Raw genomic sequence first — 18,989 nt, 5'->3', positions numbered from 1 at the left:
CTCCGGGGTGTCAGTAGGCGAACGCCAGCGGGCGCTCGGCGTCGTCGGTGTCGTCGTCGTCGGTCTGCGGGGTGACGTCCGGTACGCCGGCGCGGGCGTAGCGGACCAGCAGTTTGAACTCGACCACCGCGAGGACGGCGTAGATGAGCGTGAACGCGGTGAAGGAGGTGAGCACCTCGGTCAGGGAGACGCTGCGGGACACGCCGTCACGGGTGAGCATCTCGCCGAAGACGATCCACGGCTGGCGGCCCATCTCGGTGAAGATCCAGCCGAAGGAGTTGGCCAGCAGCGGCAGCACGGGCATGACCAGGCCGGCGCGCAGCAGCCACTTGCTGGTGGGGGTGCGGCCCTTGCGCTGGCTCCACAGCACCAGCAGCGCGATCGCGGCGGCGGCCAGCCCGAAGGCGATCATGAACCGGAAGCTCCAGTAGGTGACCGGGATGATCGGGGCGTAGTTGCCGGGGCCGTACTGGCTGGCGTACTGGGCCTGGAGGTCGTTGATGCCCTGGACGGTGCCGTTGGGGTCGCCGGTGCCGAGGAACGACAGCAGGTACGGGATCTTGATGGCGAACAGCTCACGGCTGCCGTCGAGGCTGCCGACCGTGAGCACGGAGAACGAGGCGGGGCTCTCGGTGGTGTAGAGGCCCTCGGCGGCGGCCATCTTCATCGGCTGCACGTCGGTCATGATCTTGCCCTGGATGTCGCCGGTGAGGACGACCAGCGCCGAGGAGAACAGGACGACCCAGGAGCCGAGCTTGGTGGCGAAGCGGTACGCGCCGGTGTCGGCGCTGTCGCGGTTGCGCATCACGTGCCACAGGCCGACGGTCACCATCAGCGACCCGGCGACCAGGAACGCGCCGGCCAAGGTGTGCGGGAAGGTGACCAGGGCGACCTTGTTGGTGAGCACGGCGACGAAGTCGGTCAGCTCGGCGCGGCCGCTCTCCGGGTTGATCCGGAAGCCGACCGGGTTCTGCATGAACGAGTTCGCGGCGAGGATGAAGTACGCCGACAGGTTGGTGCCGATCGCGGCGGCCCAGATCGCGGCCAGGTGCAGGCGCTTGGGCAGCCGGTCCCAGCCGAAGATCCACAGGCCGATGAAGGTGGATTCGAGGAAGAACGCGACCAGGGCCTCGATGGCCAGCGGCGCGCCGAAGATGTCGCCGACGAAGCGGGAGTAGTCGCTCCAGTTCATGCCGAACTGGAACTCCTGCACGATGCCGGTGACCACACCCATCGCGAAGTTGATCAGGAAGAGCTTGCCGTAGAACTTGGTGAGTTTGAGGTACCGCTCGTTGCCGGTGCGGTGCCACATGGTCTGGAGGATCGCCACCAGCACGGACAGGCCGATGGTCAACGGCACGAACAAGAAGTGGTAGACGGTGGTGACACCGAACTGCCAGCGGGCGACGTCCAACGCGTCCACCAGAAAACCCCCAGCTGTGCATACTACGAGACGTAGTAGATACTACTCGTCGTCGTAGAGAAAACAGCAGGGCCGCAGGGCCCCACCCGGCCCGGGACCAATGACCCTGATCACCCTTGCCGGAGGACCTGCCGGGTCCCGGGGTCGCCCCGGCTCGTGCGACGATCCAGCACTGATGAACAGCACCCCCTGGCGCGCGCCGCTGCTGTGGCGGGGCGCGCAGACGCTCGCCCGCGCGGTCGTCGGGCTGGTCGGCCGGCTGGAGGTCACCGGCGACGTGCCCGACGCGCTGCGCCACGGCCCGCTGGTCCTGGCCGCGAACCACATCAGCCCGTTCGACCCGGTGGTGCTCGCCGCCGCCTGCCGGGTCCGGCGCGTCGCGCCCCGGATCATGGCGACCGGCGGGCTGTTCCGCGCCCCGGTGATCGGGGCGCTGATGCGCCGCGCCGGGCACATCCGCGTCGACCGGGGCACCGCAGCGGTGCACCGCTCGCTGGAGGTCGCCGCCCGGGCCGTGGCCGGCGGGTCGGTGGTGCTGGTCTACCCGGAGGGACGCATCGGGCTCGACCCGGGCATGTGGCCCGAGCGGGGCAAGACCGGCGCGGCCCGGCTCGCGTTCGCCAGCGGCGCCGCCGTCGTACCGGTGGCCCAGTGGGGCTCGCACGAGGTGCTGCCCTACCGGGCGCCCAGGGGAATGCTGGGCGCGGTGGCGCGGGCGGTCGCCCGCCGGCCCGTCATCCGGGTGCACTTCGGCGCCCCGGTGCCGCTGGACGACCTGCGGTCGGACTCCCCCGGCGCGGCCCGGCAGGCCACCGACCGGATCATCGACGCGATCACCGGGGATCTCGTGCCGCTGCGCCCCGACGAGCCCGATCGGCCCCGGCACGTCGACCCCGGCCGCCCGGTGGACGACAGTCGCGCGCACCGCCGCCGTACCGGCTGACGCATCCCGCGCCCGGTGGCGGGTATCAAGCCGCGCATCCCGTACGCGGAGAGGACCCGGCCATGACCGCTGTTCGAGCACTCGTTCTCAACTGCACCCTGAAGCGCTCCCCGGCGACGTCCAGTTCGCAGGTGCTCGGCCAGGAGGTGCTCGACGCGCTGGCCGATCAGGGTGTCGACGGCGAGATCGTCCGGGTGGTCGACCACGACGTGCGCTTCGGGGTCTCCGTCGACGAGGGCGACGGCGACGGCTGGCCCGGCATCCGCGCCAAGCTGCTCGCCGCCCAGATCCTGATCATCGCCACGCCGATCTGGCTCGGTCAGCCCTCGTCGGTGACCAAGATGGTCCTCGAACGGTTGGACGCCGAGCTGTCCGAGACCGACGAGCAGGGCCGCCTGCGCACCTACGGCAAGGTCGGCGGCGTGGCAGTGGTCGGCAACGAGGACGGCGCGCACCACACCATCGCCGAGGTGCAGCAGGCGCTCAACGAGGTGGGGTTCACCTGCCCGGCCGCCGGGGCCACGTACTGGGTCGGGGAGGCACTGCACAAGACCGACTACGTCGACGCCCGCCCCAAGCCCGACACGACCGGCCGCACCACCGCCGCGCTGGCGCTCAACAGCGCCCACCTGGCCCGGCTGCTCGCGGAGCGGCCCTACCCGCCGCCCGGAACCCGCGACGCGGGCGTCGGCCCCAGCACTCAGCCCGGCTGACCCGGCCCCGACCCCGACCGCGCTGGCCGCCTGCGCGCACCGCCGTCGATCTTGCAGCTGGTGCCCGGGCAAACCCGGCCAACCGCCCCCGACGAGGGCCGCAACCGCAAGATCGACGAGGCGAAGGCGAGGCGAGGGCGGGGCGGGGCGGGGGCGGGTCAGGGGGTGGCGCGCAGGCGGTCGTCGAGGGCGGTCAGGTCCGGGACGAACCACACCTGGTCGTGCCGGTTCGACTCGGCCACCAGGGCGCGCAGCGCGCCGCTGCGCTCCAGATGCGCGGAGATGTCGCCGACGATCGCCAGGCGCAGCCGGTAGTTGACGAACTTCTGCATCACCTCACCGGCGAAGCGGGTGCCGAGCGTGAAGAAGTCGGGGTCGAGCCGGTCGGCCGGCACCGCCACCACTGTCGCGCCGAGGAACGCCGCGCCGATCAGGTCCAGCGCGTCGCGTTCGGTGGCGATCGGCGGGCCGTCCGGGTCGCAGACCAGCACCGGCACGCCGGCGCGCTCCTGCATCAGGTCAGCCACGGCCACGCTCCCCGCCGAGCAGGCCGTTGCCGCCGTCGAGCACCCCGTCGAGCAGGCGCAGCAGGTCGGCGGTGGCGGTGAGGTCGCCCAGGATCACGATGGTCATGCGGTGCCGCTCCTCGTCGTGGACCGTCTGCACGCGCAGCGGACGGTCCGGGTCGTGGTGGGTGTTCACACCGGCCAGCACCAGCGTGCCGAGCCGGTCGGCGGCGGCCCGGTCGACGCCGTCGAGGCGCACGACGCTCGACACCTCCGCCCCCGGCGCCGAGGGCGACGCGGGCCGGCCGGTCAGCGTGTCCAGGTCCGCGCGGGCGATCCGGTACTGCTTGCCGATCCGCGTGGCCCGCAGCCGGCCGGAGCGGATGTAGCCGCGCACGGTGCGCACGTGCAGGCCGAGCAGGTCCGCGACCTGCTCCACCGAGTACATGTCGTTACTCATCGCACCCTATCCTAGCGATCTCAGGGAACGATAGGTAATTTCACCGCCCGGCCATGTGCGCGCCATCCACGCCGGGCATACTGCCCGCGTGCAGCCCCGTCACGGCTACCTCGACGCGCCCGCGCCGCTGGCGTTCGCCCACCGCGGCGGCGCGGCCGACGGCGACGAGAACACCGCCGCCGCGTTCGCCCGTGCCGTCGCCCTCGGCTACCGGTACGTGGAGACCGACGTGCACGCCACCGCCGACGGGGTACCGGTGGTCTTCCACGACCCGACGCTGCGCCGGGTCACCGGCGAGCCGGGCCGCATCGCGGACCTGCGGTGGGCCGACCTGTCCTCGGTACGCGTCGGCGGCGCCGCGCTGGTCCCCCGCCTGGACGAGGTGCTCGGCGCCTGGCCGCAGGTGCGGTTCAACATCGACGTGAAGTCCGACGGCGGCGTGGAACCCACAGTCGCCACTGTCACCCGGACCGGCGCGGGTGAGCGGGTGCTGCTCGCCTCGTTCAGCGACGCCCGGCTGGCCCGGCTGCGGGCACTGGCCGGGCCGAAGGCCGCCACCAGCCTCGGCATGCGCGGCGTGGCCCGGCTGCGGCTGGCCTCGCTGCACGGACGGCCGCTGCGGCTGCCCCCGTCAGTGGTCGCCGCACAGGTGCCGGTCTCCTTCGGCCGGGTGCCGGTGGTGGACCGGCGGTTCCTCGCGTACTGCCACCGGATCGGGTTGCAGGTGCACGTCTGGACGATCGACGAACCCGCCCAGATGCACCACTTACTTGATCTTGGTGTGGATGGCATCATGACCGATCACGTCAGCGTGCTCCGTGACGTCTATCGCAGTCGCGGCCACTGGGCCGCCTGAGCCCCCGAGGACGACCCCCGATGGCCGATACGGTCACCCCCGCCGTCGCCGACCCCGCCGGACCGGGCAGCACCCGCCGCGAGCGCACCGGCTGGTACTTCTACGACTGGGCGAACTCCGCGTTCCAGACCACGGTCATCACGGTCTTCCTCGGGCCGTTCCTGACCACCGTCACCGAACTCGCCGCCGGCTGCGAACTGGGCGCGGACAGCTGCGACGGGGCCGTGTACCCGCTGGGCATCAAGGTCGCCGCCGGGTCGTTCTACCCGTACCTGATCTCGCTGTCGGTCTTCCTCACCGTGTTCGTGCTGCCGGTGATCGGCGCGATCGCCGACCGGTCGGCGCACAAGAAGCGGCTGCTCGCCGGCGCCGCGTTCACCGGCGCCGGCGCGACCATCGCGTTCGCGTTCGTCACCGGCGAGCGCTACCTGCTCGGCGGCGCGCTGTTCCTGATCGCGAACATCTCCTTCGGCGCCGCCGTGGTCGTCTACAACTCGTTCCTGCCGCAACTCGGCGGCCCGGACGAACGCGACGGCATCTCCAGCCGCGGCTGGGCCATCGGCTACCTCGGCGGCGGTCTGCTGCTCGCGCTGAACCTGGTCGCGGTCACCATGCTCAGCGAGGAGGGCAACGCCCAGCGCACGCTGGACCTGGCCCGCTGGTCGATCGTGTCGGCCGGCGTGTGGTGGGCCGCGTTCACCCTGGTCCCGCTGCGCTGGCTGCGCGAACACCCCACCGCCGCGGCCCTGCAGGCGGGCGGCAACGTGCTCACCGACGGGTTCCGGCAGCTCGGGCGCACCCTGCGCGAGATCAAGGCGTACCCGCTGACGCTGTACTTCCTGCTCGCGTTCCTGGTCTTCAACGACGGCATCCAGACCGTCATCACCCTGGCCAGCCAGTACGGCACCGAGGAACTGCGGCTGGAGCAGAGCACGCTGATCGTGACCATCCTGCTGGTGCAGTTCCTCGCCTTCGGCGGCGCGCTCGCCCTCGGCGCGCTCGCCAAGCGCATCGGCGCCTGGAAGACCGTGCTGCTGTCCCTGGTGCTCTGGACCGGTGTGATCATCGCCGCGTTCCGGCTGCCGGCCGAGGCGCCCGTGCCGTTCATGATCCTCGGCGGCTGCATCGGCCTGGTCCTCGGCGGAAGCCAGGCGCTGAGCCGGTCGCTGTTCAGCCAGCTCATCCCCGCCGGCAAGGAGGGCGAGTACTACGGCTTCTACGAGATCAGCGACAAGGGCACCAGTTGGCTAGGCCCGCTGGCGTTCGGCCTGGTCTTCCAGCTGACCTCGTCGTACCGGGTGGGCCTGGTGTCGCTGCTGATCTTCTTCGTGGTCGGCTTCGCGCTGCTGGCCGCCGTGCCGATGCGCCGGGCCATCATCGCCGCCGGCAACACCCCGCCCCGGGTGCTCTGACCCCCGCTCCCCGACCTGTGGATCATCGCGGGCCGGATCAGGCGGCGTCGATGGACTAGGCTGCCCCGACGTGACCGACGACGCCGCCCCGACCTGCCTGGCCCGCCCCCTGCCGGGGCCCGGCGACGACCGAGCCTCCGGCTGCGCCGCCGCCCGCGGCGTCGACGGCCGGCCGCTGCACGCCGCCGCGCTCAAGTTCTTCTGGGGGCCGATGGACTGCGGCAAGTCCACCATGGCGTTGCAGATGAACCACAACCACGCCCGGCAGGGCCGCCGCGGCCTGGTCACCACCCGCATCGACCGCTCGCTGGGCCCGCAGGTCACCACCCGCATCGGCCTGGCCCACGAGGCCGTCGAGGTCACCGACGACCTCGACCTGCGAGTCCTGGTCCGCGACGCGTGGGCCGAGGGGGTACGGGTGGACTACCTGATCTGCGACGAGGCCTCGTTCTACAACCTCGAACACATCGAGCAGATGGCGGAGCTGGTCGACCGGTTCGACGTCGACGTCTACGCCTTCGGCCTGGCCACCGACTTCCGCTCCTGCCTGTTCCCGGCCGCGCAGAGGCTGTTCGAGCTGGCCGACGAGGTGGCCCGCATCCAGGTCGAGGTGCTGTGCTGGTGCGGCCGGGAAGGGCTGCTCAACGCCCGTGTGGTCGGCGGCCGGGTGGTCCGCGAGGGCGCGCAGGTCGTCATCGGCGACACCGTGGACACCGCCGACGTGCGCTACCAGGTGCTGTGCCGGCGCCACTACCGCTCGGGCGACCTCGGCCCGCGTGCCTGAGCCTCAGAAGGGATCCCCGCACACCCGCCACGACCCGCCCTCCGGCACGACCGGCAACTCACGTTCCTCGCTGCCACCGCCGTCGCGGTTGATCCGCACGATCACCGTCCCCGTCGGCTTACCGGACCGGGTCGCCACCGACACGTCGACGATCTCGTAGCCGCTCACCTGGGGCGGGGTCCGCACCCAGCTCCCGAAGCCGGTACGGCTCCACTTGCCGCGGGCCTCGGCGCACAGCCGCTCGTACGCCGCGTCGGTGTCGCCGGCCGCGACGTCGCGGAAGAACCCGTCGGCGGTCTCCCGCACGGGCCCGTCGGCCTGGAGCACCACCTGCGCGTTCCACGCCGCCAGCCCGGCCACCCCGATCAGGCAGGTGCCCACGCCGAGACCGGCGATCAGCACGCCCGCGCGTAGCGGCCGGCGACGCCGGGCCGTGTGGTGCCACTCCCGCTGCCTGCCCATCAGTGTCGACGGTAGGCAACCGGACGGTGACGCGCAGCCGGTTGCGACGCGCGCTCGTACCGGACAGCAAATGGCGGGCATCGGCGGCAGACTGTCCGTATGACAGCTCACGCCGACATCGCCATGATCAGTATCGACAGCTCCGACCCGGCCGCGCACGCCGCCTTCTACGCCAAGGCGCTGGGGTGGGAGATAACCCACAGCGAGGCCGAGTACGCCATGATCGTCAAGGACGGTCCGGCGATCGGGTTCGGCCTGGTGCCCGGGTACACGCCGCCGGCGTGGCCGGACGAGAGCGGCGACAAGCGTTATCACCTCGACCTCTACGTCGACGACGTGGCGGTCGCGGAGAAGGACCTGGTGGCGGCCGGCGCGACCCGGCCCGAGTTCCAGCCCGGCGGCGAGCGGTGGACCGTGCTGATCGACCCGATCGGGCAGCCGTTCTGCCTCTGCCCCCGCCCGCAGGGCTGACCGGTCAGCGCAGCGGGCCGCGGAGCACCGCGGCCCGCATCGCTGCCGGATCAGCGGCCGGGACGTACTCCAGCCACCAGGTGGCGCCGGCCGCCGCCAGTTGTGCCAGGTAGGCCCGCTCGGCGCGCTCGTCGGGACGTCGCCGCCGGCCCCCGACGGCCACGTCGAACGGTTGCCCGTCCGCGCGGCGGGCCGGCAACGCGGCGACCAGGCCGGCCACCTCGTCGGGTGTGAAGTCGGACCAGCCGTGGGTGTCGGTCAGCTTGTAGGGCACGATCCCGTCCGCCCGGGCGGCACGCCGCAGCACCGCCTTCGCCTGGGTGCTGCCGCCCACCCAGACCGGCACCCGGGGTGACTGCACGGGCGGGGGACGCAGCGCCACGCCCTCGGCGCGGTAGTGGACGCCGTGGTGCGTGACCGGGTCGCCGCCGAGCAGTCCCACCAGCAGGTCGAGGCCCTCGTCGAGCATCGCGGCGCGGGTCCTGAGGTCGGTGGGCTCGCCGAATGCGGCCAGGCCACGGTCGGCGGGGTCGCCGACTCCGACCGCGACGCCGGCCCGTCCCCCGGACAGGTGGTCGAGGGTGAGCACCTCCCGCGCCAGCTTGGCCGGTCGGCGCCGGGGCAGCGCGGTCACCGTGGTCCCGAACCGCACCCGCTCGGTGCGCCCGGCGATCGCCGCCAGCACCAGCCACGGATCCCACGTCGGTGGGTCGTCTCCGGCGTGGTGGACGAGGTAGTCCTCCAGGAACACCCCGTCCCAGCCGGCCCGCTCGGCCAGCTCACCGAGCGCCACGAGTTCGGCCACCGGCAAGGTGCCGCCACCGCAGGCGATCTCCAGTCCGTGTCGCACGCCGGCACCCTACGGCGCGGGTGCGACAGGTCAGCCGCGGCGGCGGGCCCGGGCCGCCCAGATCGCGTACGCCGGATCGCGGTCCAGGTTGTGCCGGTCCCGGTCGTAGCGGCGGGTGGTACGCGGATCGGCGTGGCCCATCGCGTCCTGCACGTCCTCCAGCGGCACCCCCTCCGAGCGCGCCGTGGTGGCGAACGCGTGGCGCAGCGAGTGCGGCGACAACTTCGCCCACGCGGCGATCCCGGCCCGCTGCGCGAGGCGGCGTACCAGCCGGAACACGGCGTGCCGGTCCATCCGGCCGCCGGTGGCGGTGACCAGCAGCGGACCGGTCAGCTCCGGCACGGTGACACCCTGCGCGGCGGCCCGGGCGGCCAGGTAGGCGTCGACCGCGTACGCGGTGCCCGGGGTGAGCGCGCGCCGGCGTACCTTGCCGCCCTTGCCGACGAAGCGGACGCTGCGGTGACCGCGTTCCGTGCCCAGGTCGGACACGTCGAGCGCGACCAGTTCCCCGACCCGCAGCCCCAGGTCGGCCAGCAGCGCGACGGCGGCCCGGTTGCGGGCGGCGGCCGGGCCGGTGTCGGCCTCGGCGGCGGCGATCAGCGCGTCGACCTCGTCGGGGGTGAGGCCGACGGTGGCGGAGTGGTCCCGGTCGACGCGCGGCCGGTCCGCCGCCGACACCGGGTTGGCGGGCACCGCGCCCAGCTTGACCAGGAAGTCGTACCAGCTCGACAGCGCGGACAGCCGGCGCGCGACGGTGGCCGGGGTGAGCGGGCGGCCGGCGCGGCCGCGGGGTGTGGACTCCAGTTCGCGGCCGTAGGTGTTGACGTCGAGGAAGGTGGCCCGCAGCGGGTCGACGGCGTGCTCGGCGCACCAGGTCAGCCAGCCGGTGACGTCGCGGCGGTACGCGTCGCGGGTGTGCTCGGACAGCCGCCGGTTGCGCAGCCACGCCTCGGTGACGTCGGCCGGGCCGGCGGGCAGGGCGGCGGGGCGGGCGCGGGGCAGCACCTCGGGGCGAAGCATGTGAGAAAGGTTCTCAGCCGGCGGGGGGGTTTGGCGACGAGGCGCGCTGATCCGCCGGTACGACGACGCGGGGTCGGCCGGTGGCCCGGCCTCCCCCGCGCGTCGGTGTGACGTGCTCAGGCGGTGGTGAGCTGACGCCGGCCGTTGCCCTCGGCGGGCGTGCTCACGGTGATCCGGCGCGGCTTGGCGCGCTCGGCGATCGGGATGCGCAGCGTCAGCACCCCGTTGTCGTAGCCGGCCTCCAGCCGGTCGGTGTCGAGCGTGTCGCCCAGGAACAGCTGCCGGGTGAACGTGCCCATCGGACGCTCGGCGGCGACCAGCTCGACGTTCTCACCGGTGGGACGGCGGCGCTCGGCGCGGACGGTCAGCACGTTGCGCTCGACGGTGCAGTCGATGCTGTCCGGGTCCACACCGGGCAGGTCGAACGCCGCGTAGAAGTGGTCACCGTCGCGGTACGCGTCCAGGTGCATCACGGCGGGCCGGGCGGTGGTGCCGAAGAACTGCTCGGCGATCCGGTCGATCTCGCGGAACGGGTCGGTACGCATCAACATGGCTCTTGCCTCCTCGGTTCTCCTGGCCCAAGGTCTCAAGTTGAGTCCGGGTGACTCAAGTTCCTGGTTCTGTTTTAGCGCGCCTCCGCCGCGTCGTCAACTCGGCCCGCGAGCGCCTTCTCGAACCAGTGCTGCGCGTACGGACCGCTGCTGAAGGCGGGGATCTCCCGGTAGCCGTGCCGGGCGTACAGGGCACGCGCCTCGACCAGGTCGGAGCGGGTGTCCAGCCGGATCCGCGTCGCCCCGCCGCCGGCCGCGTACGCCTCGATCGCCGCGATCAGCGCCGCCCCACCCCCGGCACCCCGGTGCTCTGGGCGCACGTACACCCGGGTCAGTTCGGCCCAGCCCGGCTGCCACCTGAGCCCGGCGCACCCGGCGAGCCGGCCGTCGCGGCGGGCCAGCACCAGCAGCCCGGTCGGCGGGGCCAGGTCGTCGCTCGGGTCCTCGGCCAGCGCGGCGTCCACCTCGCCGGGCCGCTCCGGACGGCCGTACCAGCGGCGCACCATCTCCGCCATGTACTCGCGCAACATCAGCGTCGCGTCCGGCTCGTCCGGGCGCGCGGCCAGCGTGCTCCAGCCGGTCACGGGCCGGTCCGCCAGTAGACGCCCTGCTCGCGGGTGAGCAGCATGTCGTCGATCAGGTAGCGGCGCAGCGTCACGTGGTCTGCCTCGCCGCCCTCGCACCACCGGCGCAGCGCATCGTTCACCTCCCGCTCCGGGTAGCGCCGCCCGGGTTCGAAGGTGCGTTCGGTGATGTGCTCCAGCAGCACCCGGCGGCGCCCCCGCTGCGCGGGCAGCCGGGTCAGCGTGCCGTCGCGCAGGAACGTGCGCAGGATCGCCTCGCGCGGGTTCGCGGCCGGGACCGCCGGGGACGCCGCACCGGCCCGGGCGAACTCGCGCAGCCGCTCGGCGTCGACCCGCAGCCCGCCCTCGTCGTCGGCGAGCACCCCGGCGTCGGTGAGACGGCGGACGGCCACGGCGGCGTCGCGGGCGGGCAGGCCGGTGCGGGCCACCACGGCCGGCACGTCCCGGGCGCCGAGCACGATCGCGGCGAACACGGTCCGGCGGCGCTCGTCGGCGAGCGCCCCGGCGAGGGCATGAGCGGTCATGGCGGGCAGCCTGTCAGCAACCCGCCGGATCCGGCCAGGCGTTTTCGTGCCGCGCCCGGACCGCGCCGACGGCCGTGCGGTTCGCGGCGCCGCCCCGCGCGGGCTCCGACGCCGAGCAACGCCGACCGGCGAGCTCTCAGGTCAGGCGGGTCAGGCGGCGAAGTCCACGTCGGCGGCGTCGACGGTGCCGGCGGTGCGCCCCGGGGCGGTCTGGAAACGCCAGTAGAGGTTGGTGTGGGCGATCACCTGCGCGGGCGGCGGCGCGCCGTAGGCGGACAGGTCCTCGGTGGTGTGCGCGTCGGCGACGAGCGTGGCGTCGTAGCCGCGGGTGAACGCGCCGTGCAGCGTCGAGCGGACGCACGCGTCGGTCTGCGCGCCGGTCACGACCAGCCGGCCCACCCGCGCGGCGGCGAGCACCGGCTCCAGTTCGGTGTCCTCGAAGGAGTCGCCGTAGGTCTTGTGCACCAGCGGCTCGTCGTCGCGTGGCGTCAACTCGGGCACGATCCGCCACTGCTCGCTGTCGGCCGGCAGGTCGTCGCTGCGGTGCTGCACCCACACCACCGGAACGTCGGCGGCGCGGGCCCGGTCGACCAGGCCGGCGATGGTGGCGACGACCCGGTCGCGGTCGTGGGCGCCGCGCACCACGCCGTTCTGCACGTCGATGACGAGCAGCGCGGTGCGCGGGCGGTCGGTGAGCGTGGTCATGGCGGCTCCTCGGGTGGTGACGGTCCAGGTCAACCTAGCCCCGGCCCCCGACAGTTCCGGCCCGCGCTCACACCCGCCGGTGCATGACGTGCAGCCCCACCCGTCCCCGCGCCGGGTGCGCGAACGACTCCGGCACCGTGCCGATCACGCTGAAGCCGAGCCGCCGGTACAGCTCCACGGCCGCCGTGTTGGTCTCCACCACGGCGTTGAACTGCATCGCGGCGAAACCCTGCCGGCGGGCCCAGTCCAGCGCCTCCTCGCACAGCGCCCGGCCCACACCCCGGCCGCGGGCGTGGGCCGCGACCATGAAACTGGCCGTCGCCACGTGCGACCCCGGCCCGGGCCGGTTCGGGCCCATCTTCGCGGTGCCGCGCACCGCGCCGTCGTGGTCCACCGCGACCGAGGTACGCCCCGGCGGGCGCTCCACCCACACCTCCCGCAACGTCTCCGGCGGCCAGTCCGGGTCGTACGGGAACGTGTCGGCGGCGGCGACGACGTCGGCGAGGATCGGCCCGACCTGGTCCCAGTCGGCGTCGGTGTAGTCACGAATCAGCATCGGCGCGCACGCTAGCCGCCGCCCCGGCCGTCCGGCCACCGGTTTCCGTCCACCCGGCCGAGGGCGGCGGGGCATCGGCGGACCACCGGCCGGGGCCATCATGGGCAGGTGGCCGAAACAGTCGCCGACATCGATCGGAGCGAGGCCGCCGCGCCCGGTGGCCCGCCGCCCGCCGGTCCGCGTACCGCAGTGCCCCTGGCGGTCGGCGCGGTCCTCACCGCCGTGCTGCTGTCGCTCGCCGGCCGCTACGGCTACCACCGCGACGAGCTGTACTTCCTGCTGTGCGGGCGGCATCTCGACTGGGGCTACGTCGACCAGGGGCCGCTCGTGCCGGCGCTGGCGCGGCTGGCCGACACGATCGCGCCGGGCAGCCTGGTGGTGCTGCGTACCCCGTCGGCGTTCATCGGCGGCGCGGCGGTGGTCCTGGTCGCCGCGATCGCCCGGCAGTTCGGCGTCGGCCGCGTCGCCCAGACGGCCGCGGCGGTGCTCGCCGCCGCCTCGGGCATCGTCCTGGCCGGGGGCCACCTGCTCAGCACCACGAGCGTCGACCTGCTGGTGTGGCTGGCCGCCGCGCTCTGCGTGGTACGGATGCTGCGCACCGGCGACACCCGGTGGGCGCTCGGTGCCGGGCTGGCGCTCGGCATCGGCCTGCTCAACAAGCCGCTGCCCGCCCTGCTCGGCGTGGGCCTGGTCGCCGGTGTGCTGATCGCCGGGCCGCGCCGGCTGCTGCGCGACCGGTGGGTGCTCGCCGGCGCGGGCGTCGCCCTGCTGCTCGCCGTGCCGTACGCGGCGTGGCAGGCAGCGCACGGCTTCCCGCAGCTCGACGTCGCCGCGTCGATCGCCGACGGCGACAGCTCCTACAGCGGCCGGATCGACGCGGTGGTGCTCCAGTTCCTGATCATCAGCCCGTTCGCGGTTCCGGTGTGGATCACCGGGCTGGTCGCGCTGCTGCGCCGGCCGTCCTGGGCGGCGTACCGGTCGCTGGCCTGGGCATGGCTGGTGGTGGTCGCGATCGTGGTGGTGGCCGGCGGCAAGGGCTACTACGACGCGCCGCTGCTGCTGGTGCTCACCGCCGCCGGGGTGGTGCCGGCCGTCGAGTGGGCGCGGCGTGGCGCGGCCCGGGCCCGGCAGGCGTTGCTGGTCGCCGCCGTCGCGCTGATGGCCGCGAGCAGCGCGGTGCTGCTGCTGCCCACGCTGCCGGCCGACCGGCTGCCCGGGTTCGTGGTCGCGGCAAACTACGACGCGGGCGAGACCATCGGCTGGCCCGAGTTCGCCGACTCGGTCGCCGCCGTGCACCGTGCCCTGCCCGCGGCCGAGCGCGACCGGGCGGTGGTGCTGACCGGCAACTACGGCGAGGCCGGCGCGCTGGCCCGGTACGGGCCGCAGCGGGGCCTGCCGCGCGCGTACTCCGGGCACAACAGCATGGCCACGTTCGACCGGCCGCCGGACGACGCCGACGTGGTGATCGTCGTCGGCTGGTCCCGCCCGGAGCCGCTGCGTGCCTGGTTCACCGAGGTCACCGAGGCGGGCCGGGTCGACCAGCGGGTCGACGTCGACAACGACGAGAACGGCGAGCCGATCTTCGTCGCGCGGGGGCTGCGGCGTCCGTGGTCACAGATCTGGGACACCGAGGTACGCCACGGCTCCTGAGATACTTGCCGCCATGCTCTGGGGAGTCAGCGGGCCGGTCTTCCTCCTCGACTACCTCGGCGCGGTCGCCGTGGCAGTCGTGATCGCCCTGGCGGTACGCGAACTGACCGGCCGCCGTACCCGGGGTGCGACACCCGACCGGGTCGAGCTGGCGTACCTGACCGACCGGGCGCTGCTGGCCTGCCAGGTCGGGGTGGCGGCGCTGCGCCGCGCGGGCGGGGTCGACGTCGGCGAACTCGCCACCCTGCACGCGCAGGGGCCGCCGCCGCCCGGATCACCCCCGCTGGTGCGCGCCCTGCACACCGCGCTGCGCCGCCCGCAGACCTGGGCGGCGGTGCTCGCCGATCCGGCCGTGGGCCGGGCGCTGCGCCGTACCGTCGGGCGGCTGGTCCGCGACGGGTGGCTGCTCACCCGCGCGCAGCGGCGGCGGATCGCGCTGGGCACGGTGCCGCTGTTCGCGGTCGCCGCGGTCGGGCTGACCCGGCTCGTGGACAGCGCGGTCGAGGGGCGCTCCGCCGGCGGTCCGGCCTCGGTCGCCGGGCTGCTGCTGTGCTGCCTGGCCACCGCGCTGGGCGCCTGGTGGCTGACCGAGGTGCCGGAGACCGGCGCCGCCGCCCGCCGGCTGCTGCGACGGCTGCGCCGCGAGCACGCCGACCTGGACCCGGAGCGCCGCCCGGTCTGGCAGGGCCGCGACACCGACACGCTGCTGACCGGGATGGCGCTGTTCGGCCCCCGGCCCCTGCTGGCCGTCGACCCGGCCTTCGCCGTGCAGGTGGGCGTCGACCCGGAACGGGACCGCCCGCGCCCCGACCGCAAACCCGCCCGCCGCTGACCGAACCTCTCATCTCGCGTCGATCATGAGGTTGACGGCGTTCCGTGTCCGGTTTGCCCGGTCCAACTTCATGATCGACAGCTCGGGGCGGGCAGGCCGCCGGCGCGAGCCGGTTTCCTTGTCTTGCGGGCCGGGAAGGCTCGGGCATGGCCGAGACATTCGTGAGCGAAGACCTGAAGACACTGCAGGCGATTGCGCGCGGGGCCGGCATACAGGAGGTCGACCGCCTGTCGCCGGACCAGCTGGTCGAGGCGCTGCGCCGCGCCGGGGCGACCGACGGTACGCAGGACCAGTGGCCGCCCCAGCCGATCGAGGACCCGGCACACCTGGCCGGGCTGCCCCGCAGCTCGCTGACGCAGGGCGACGAGAGCACCGGCGGCCGGGCCGCCGAGGAGTCGATCGGCGCCATGCCCGGCGAGTCCGGCACCGAGATCAACGACCGCACCGAACGCTGACCGTACGCACGAAGGGGCCGCCCCCGGTGCTCCCGGGGGCGGCCCCACGCCCGGTCGGACGCGGTCAGTGCATGCCGGCGGCGGCCGCCTCCTCGCGGGCCCGGCGCTCGTCACCGCTGAGCGTGTTCAGCGGCTTCTCCTTGATGAACAGCACGACGATCAGGGCGAGCAGCGCGAAGGGCGCACCGATGAGGAACATCTCCGACGTGGCGATGCCGTAGACGTCCTGCACGACCCGCAGCACCGGCTCCGGCAGGGCGGACAGGTCCGGCACCTCGGCCGATCCGCCGCCGGCCGCGATCGGCCCCAGCCGTTCGACGGTCAGTGAGGTCACCCGGTTCGCCAGGACGGCACCGAGCGCGCTGACGCCGACCGCGCCGCCCATGCTGCGGAAGAACGTCAGCACCGAGGTGGCCGCGCCGAGTTCGGCGGCCGGCACGTCGTTCTGCGCGGCCAGCACGAGGTTCTGCAGGAGCATGCCCACGCCGACGCCCAGCACCGCCATGTACACCGACAGCACCGGCACGCTGGTGGTCGCGTTGATGGTGCTCAGCAGCAGCATGCCGACCGTCATCACCGCGGCGCCGGCGACCAGGAACATCTTCCACCGGCCGTACTTGGTGATCAGCTGGCCCGCCACCGTCGAGGAGACCAACAGGCCGAGGACCATCGGCAGGCTCATCAGACCGGCGGCTGTCGGCGACTTGCCCAGCGAGGTCTGGAAATACTGCGACAGGAACACGGTGCCGCCGAACATCGCCACGCCGACCAGGATGCTGGCCACGGTGGTGAGGCTGACCGTGCGGTTGCGGAAGATCCCGAGCGGGATGATCGGCTCCTCGGTGCGGGCCTCGACGAACACGGCGAGCGCGAGCAGCGCCAGGCCGCCGCCGACCAGCAGCGCCGTCCAGCCGGAGGCCCAGTCGAACTTGTTGCCGGCCAGCGACGACCAGATCAGCAGCGTGGACACGCCCGAGGTGATCAGCAGGGCGCCGAGCCAGTCGATGCGGACCTTGCGGCGCACCACCGGCAGGTGCAGCGTCTTCTGCAGCAGCGCGATGGACAGCAGGCTGAACGGCACACCGATCAGGAAGCACCAGCGCCAGCCGAGCCAGGACGTGTCGACCAGGACGCCGCCGATCAGCGGGCCGGCGATGGTGCCGACACCGAAGACGGCGCCGAAGATGCCGGCGTACCGGCCCAGCTCACGCGGCGGGATCATGGCCGCCATGACGATCGTGGCGAGCGCCGTCATACCGCCCGCGCCGATGCCCTGGATGACCCGGCTGAGCAACAGCACCTCGACGTTCGGGGTGAAACCGGCGACGAGTGAACCGGCCACGAACAGGCCGAGGGACAACTGGATCAGCAGCTTCTTGCTGTAGAGGTCGGCCATCTTGCCCCACAGCGGCACCGTCGCGGTCATGGCGAGCAGCTCGCTGGTGACGATCCAGGTGTAGACGGTCTGGCTGCCGTCCAGGTCGGCGATGATCCGGGGCAGCGCGTTCGCCACCACCGTCGAGGCGAGGATCGCCACGAACATGCCGACCATCAGGCCGGACAACGCCTGGAGGACCTCCCGGCGCGACATCCGCGTACCCGTCTCGGCGGGCGGAACAGTGGCGGTGGTCATCGAACTCCTTGTCGTGTGCACGTGCGAGTGGCCGCGCGCGAGGGCGGCGGCCGGTACGGATGGGAGGGGTCAGTGCGGATCGGGCAGGCCGGCGGCGACGGCGGCGAACGCCCCGGCGGTCAGCTCGCGCAGCGTCGTCGTGTCGGGTCGCTCGACCCACTGCATCAGGGCCGTGCGGAACACCGCACCGGCGACAGTGGTGACGAGCGTCGGATGCCCGTGGCACGGGTCGAGCCCCAGCCGGGCGGCCACCGCCGCGACGACCACCTGCTCGGTCTCGGCGTTGCCGCTGATCAGGCGCGGTAGCAGCGACGGGTTCGCCGCGATGACCCGCAGGCGCAGCAGCCACACCTCCCGATCGGCCTCGACGGCCTCGACCACGTCGTCGAAGGCCAGCCGCAGCGCGTCGAACGCGGACACCTCCGGTGGTGCGGCGACGATGCGGGCGGCGAGCACCTCGCGGTCCGTCGGCTGGTCGCCGAGCAGCGCCTCGTCCTTGCTGGGGAAGTAGTTGAAGAAAGTGCGGGCCGACACGTCGGCGGCCTCGCTGATCTCCTCCACCGTCACCTGGTCCAGGCCCCGCTCGGCGACCAGGCGCAGCGCTGCCGCGCTGAGGGCGGCGCGGGTCTGCCGCTTCTTGCGGTCACGCAGGCCGGGGCGGCTCTGATCCGAGGTCACGCCGCGACTCTACGAGCGATCTTGCAGAGAGTGCAAACTTTTAGTCAGTGAAGTGATGCGGGACGCAGCTGCGCCCGGAAAACGGGTTGAGCGCGGTTCCGGCGCTGCCGTACGGTCCCTGCACCTGTCGTCGCAGCGAAGAAGGACGATTCCGCGTGACCCCTCCTGCTCTCTAGAACCTGACACGTTCCCCACGCCTGTAGCCGACGCCTGCGCGCCGGCTCGCCGGGCTGCCCACGGGCGCCCGGCCACAGCGTCCGAGGCCGCGCGTAATCGGCCTCGCGTCAGGTCTTCAGAGATCAGGTCTCATGTCTTCCCAACCTCATATCGTGCTGCCCTGGGTCGTGCGCCGGACCCGCCTTCCGCTGCTGTCGCTGCGCTGCGTCACCTGCCGGGCGGAGTCGGCCACCGCCGCCCGGGGACGGTTTCGCGTCAACGCCAACGGCAAGCTGCTGGACGTGTGGCTGCTGGTGCACTGCGTGTCCTGCGACCGGACCGTCAAGCTCACCGTCCGCGAGCGGGCGACGGTCGGTTCGTTCGACCCCGTCGATCTGCACGGCCACCACCTCAACGATCCCGACCTGGTGGCGGCCACACTGCTGGACCCGGCGTTCGCCCGGCGCTGCCGCTTCACCCTGGACTGGACCGGCGCGTGGCGCCTGGACGCGCCGGTCGTGCCGCTCGACGGGTGGCCGGTCCAGGTGGACGTCACGTTCGACGACCCGGTGCCGGTACGCCCGGACCGGCTCATCGCGCACCGGTTCGGCCTCACCCGGTCCGAGGTGCTGCGCCGGGTCAAGTGCGACATCCCGCTGAAGCGTCCGACGAGCTCCGCCTTCACCTTCACCGTGCTGGCGGAGGACTGACCGGGGCGTGGGGGGGGGGGGGCCCCCGCCCCCCCCCCCCCCCCCACCCCCCCCC

General features: G+C 73.3%; 23 protein-coding genes. 10 read left to right on the top strand and 13 right to left on the bottom strand.

The features are described from left to right. Positions 1-10 precede the first annotated feature (10 nt). The gene (locus tag M8C11_RS23910) at positions 11-1,423 is read right to left on the bottom strand and encodes a cytochrome ubiquinol oxidase subunit I (RefSeq protein ID WP_252453295.1); all 1,413 of its coding nucleotides are present in this window, start codon (positions 1,421-1,423) and stop codon (positions 11-13) included. A 175-nt stretch (positions 1,424-1,598) separates the two neighbouring features. Here M8C11_RS23910 and M8C11_RS23905 point away from each other — a divergent pair, with 175 nt between their 5' ends. Both M8C11_RS23905 and M8C11_RS23900 read left to right on the top strand, forming a co-directional pair. After that, positions 1,599-2,366, top strand: a complete 768-nt coding sequence (locus tag M8C11_RS23905) for a 1-acyl-sn-glycerol-3-phosphate acyltransferase (RefSeq protein ID WP_252453292.1) — start codon at positions 1,599-1,601, stop codon at positions 2,364-2,366. 62 nt (positions 2,367-2,428) lie between these two features. Continuing rightward, on the top strand, positions 2,429-3,079 hold the full coding sequence (locus M8C11_RS23900) for a flavodoxin family protein (protein ID WP_121684273.1): 651 nt from the start codon (positions 2,429-2,431) through the stop codon (positions 3,077-3,079). 158 nt (positions 3,080-3,237) lie between these two features. Here M8C11_RS23900 and M8C11_RS23895 read toward each other — a convergent pair whose 3' ends face one another. Next, the gene (locus M8C11_RS23895) at positions 3,238-3,606 is read right to left on the bottom strand and encodes a DUF4180 domain-containing protein (RefSeq protein ID WP_252453289.1); all 369 of its coding nucleotides are present in this window, start codon (positions 3,604-3,606) and stop codon (positions 3,238-3,240) included. After that, positions 3,599-4,045, bottom strand: a complete 447-nt coding sequence (locus tag M8C11_RS23890) for a helix-turn-helix domain-containing protein (protein WP_252453287.1) — start codon at positions 4,043-4,045, stop codon at positions 3,599-3,601. Before M8C11_RS23890 ends, M8C11_RS23895 begins: the two co-directional genes overlap by 8 nt. Before the next feature lie 88 nt (positions 4,046-4,133). On the opposite strand from M8C11_RS23890, the gene M8C11_RS23885 reads away from it, so the two are divergent. From M8C11_RS23885 to M8C11_RS23875, 3 genes are all read left to right on the top strand, one after another. Further along, complete coding sequence (locus M8C11_RS23885) at positions 4,134-4,901, top strand: glycerophosphodiester phosphodiesterase family protein (RefSeq protein WP_252453284.1); 768 nt, start codon at positions 4,134-4,136, stop codon at positions 4,899-4,901. A 20-nt stretch (positions 4,902-4,921) separates the two neighbouring features. Then, positions 4,922-6,313, top strand: a complete 1,392-nt coding sequence (locus tag M8C11_RS23880; RefSeq protein ID WP_120569901.1) for an MFS transporter — start codon at positions 4,922-4,924, stop codon at positions 6,311-6,313. A gap of 97 nt (positions 6,314-6,410) precedes the next feature. Continuing rightward, complete coding sequence (locus M8C11_RS23875; RefSeq protein WP_374669042.1) at positions 6,411-7,097, top strand: thymidine kinase; 687 nt, start codon at positions 6,411-6,413, stop codon at positions 7,095-7,097. A 3-nt stretch (positions 7,098-7,100) separates the two neighbouring features. On the opposite strand, the gene M8C11_RS23870 is transcribed toward M8C11_RS23875, so the two are convergent. Then, positions 7,101-7,559 carry a hypothetical protein gene (locus tag M8C11_RS23870; protein WP_120569903.1) on the bottom strand — a complete coding sequence of 153 codons (459 nt, stop codon included), beginning with the start codon at positions 7,557-7,559 and terminating at the stop codon, positions 7,101-7,103. A 99-nt stretch (positions 7,560-7,658) separates the two neighbouring features. On the opposite strand from M8C11_RS23870, the gene M8C11_RS23865 reads away from it, so the two are divergent. Next, positions 7,659-8,030 (top strand): VOC family protein, encoded by a 372-nt coding sequence (locus M8C11_RS23865; RefSeq protein WP_120569904.1) that lies wholly within the window; start codon positions 7,659-7,661, stop codon positions 8,028-8,030. Between the two features lie 4 nt (positions 8,031-8,034). Here the strand turns inward: M8C11_RS23865 and M8C11_RS23860 are convergent, their stop codons facing one another. From M8C11_RS23860 to M8C11_RS23830, 7 genes are all read right to left on the bottom strand, one after another. Then, positions 8,035-8,880: an LLM class flavin-dependent oxidoreductase gene (locus M8C11_RS23860; RefSeq protein ID WP_252453282.1), complete on the bottom strand. Its 846-nt coding sequence runs from the start codon at positions 8,878-8,880 to the stop codon at positions 8,035-8,037. A gap of 30 nt (positions 8,881-8,910) precedes the next feature. After that, the gene (locus M8C11_RS23855; RefSeq protein WP_252453280.1) at positions 8,911-9,900 is read right to left on the bottom strand and encodes a tyrosine-type recombinase/integrase; all 990 of its coding nucleotides are present in this window, start codon (positions 9,898-9,900) and stop codon (positions 8,911-8,913) included. Between the two features lie 116 nt (positions 9,901-10,016). Next, positions 10,017-10,451, bottom strand: coding sequence for an Hsp20/alpha crystallin family protein (locus M8C11_RS23850; protein WP_121683763.1), 435 nt, complete (start codon positions 10,449-10,451; stop codon positions 10,017-10,019). 74 nt (positions 10,452-10,525) lie between these two features. Further along, entirely contained in the window at positions 10,526-11,035 is a 510-nt protein-coding gene (locus M8C11_RS23845; protein WP_252453278.1) for a GNAT family N-acetyltransferase, read from the bottom strand. After that, entirely contained in the window at positions 11,032-11,559 is a 528-nt protein-coding gene (locus tag M8C11_RS23840; protein WP_252453276.1) for a DUF2087 domain-containing protein, read from the bottom strand. Before M8C11_RS23840 ends, M8C11_RS23845 begins: the two co-directional genes overlap by 4 nt. Positions 11,560-11,709: 150 nt before the next feature. Continuing rightward, a complete protein-coding gene (locus tag M8C11_RS23835) occupies positions 11,710-12,264 on the bottom strand; it encodes an isochorismatase family protein (RefSeq protein WP_252453274.1) in 555 nt (184 codons plus the stop codon). A 67-nt stretch (positions 12,265-12,331) separates the two neighbouring features. Continuing rightward, positions 12,332-12,820: a GNAT family N-acetyltransferase gene (locus M8C11_RS23830; RefSeq protein WP_252453272.1), complete on the bottom strand. Its 489-nt coding sequence runs from the start codon at positions 12,818-12,820 to the stop codon at positions 12,332-12,334. A gap of 108 nt (positions 12,821-12,928) precedes the next feature. Between M8C11_RS23830 and M8C11_RS23825 the strand changes: the two genes are divergently transcribed. The 3 genes from M8C11_RS23825 to M8C11_RS23815 all read left to right on the top strand — a co-directional run bounded on the left by M8C11_RS23825 (position 12,929) and on the right by M8C11_RS23815 (position 15,757). After that, entirely contained in the window at positions 12,929-14,470 is a 1,542-nt protein-coding gene (locus M8C11_RS23825; RefSeq protein ID WP_252453270.1) for a glycosyltransferase family 39 protein, read from the top strand. Between the two features lie 13 nt (positions 14,471-14,483). After that, positions 14,484-15,302 (top strand): TIGR04222 domain-containing membrane protein, encoded by an 819-nt coding sequence (locus M8C11_RS23820; protein ID WP_252453268.1) that lies wholly within the window; start codon positions 14,484-14,486, stop codon positions 15,300-15,302. Positions 15,303-15,448: 146 nt separating this feature from the next. Beyond that, complete coding sequence (locus tag M8C11_RS23815) at positions 15,449-15,757, top strand: hypothetical protein (protein ID WP_252453266.1); 309 nt, start codon at positions 15,449-15,451, stop codon at positions 15,755-15,757. Between the two features lie 64 nt (positions 15,758-15,821). Here the strand turns inward: M8C11_RS23815 and M8C11_RS23810 are convergent, their stop codons facing one another. Both M8C11_RS23810 and M8C11_RS23805 read right to left on the bottom strand, forming a co-directional pair. Further along, on the bottom strand, positions 15,822-17,390 hold the full coding sequence (locus M8C11_RS23810) for an MDR family MFS transporter (RefSeq protein WP_252453264.1): 1,569 nt from the start codon (positions 17,388-17,390) through the stop codon (positions 15,822-15,824). Between the two features lie 69 nt (positions 17,391-17,459). Beyond that, positions 17,460-18,068: a TetR family transcriptional regulator gene (locus M8C11_RS23805; protein ID WP_252453262.1), complete on the bottom strand. Its 609-nt coding sequence runs from the start codon at positions 18,066-18,068 to the stop codon at positions 17,460-17,462. A gap of 329 nt (positions 18,069-18,397) precedes the next feature. On the opposite strand from M8C11_RS23805, the gene M8C11_RS23800 reads away from it, so the two are divergent. After that, the gene (locus M8C11_RS23800; protein WP_252453260.1) at positions 18,398-18,934 is read left to right on the top strand and encodes a DUF1062 domain-containing protein; all 537 of its coding nucleotides are present in this window, start codon (positions 18,398-18,400) and stop codon (positions 18,932-18,934) included. Positions 18,935-18,989: the final 55 nt, after the last annotated feature.

Source organism: Micromonospora sp. CPM1 (assembly GCF_023896895.1).
Classification (GTDB): domain Bacteria; phylum Actinomycetota; class Actinomycetes; order Mycobacteriales; family Micromonosporaceae; genus Micromonospora; species Micromonospora tulbaghiae.
The sequence above is the reverse complement of the archived record's forward strand: the minus strand, read 5'-3'. Positions and strand labels throughout refer to the sequence as shown.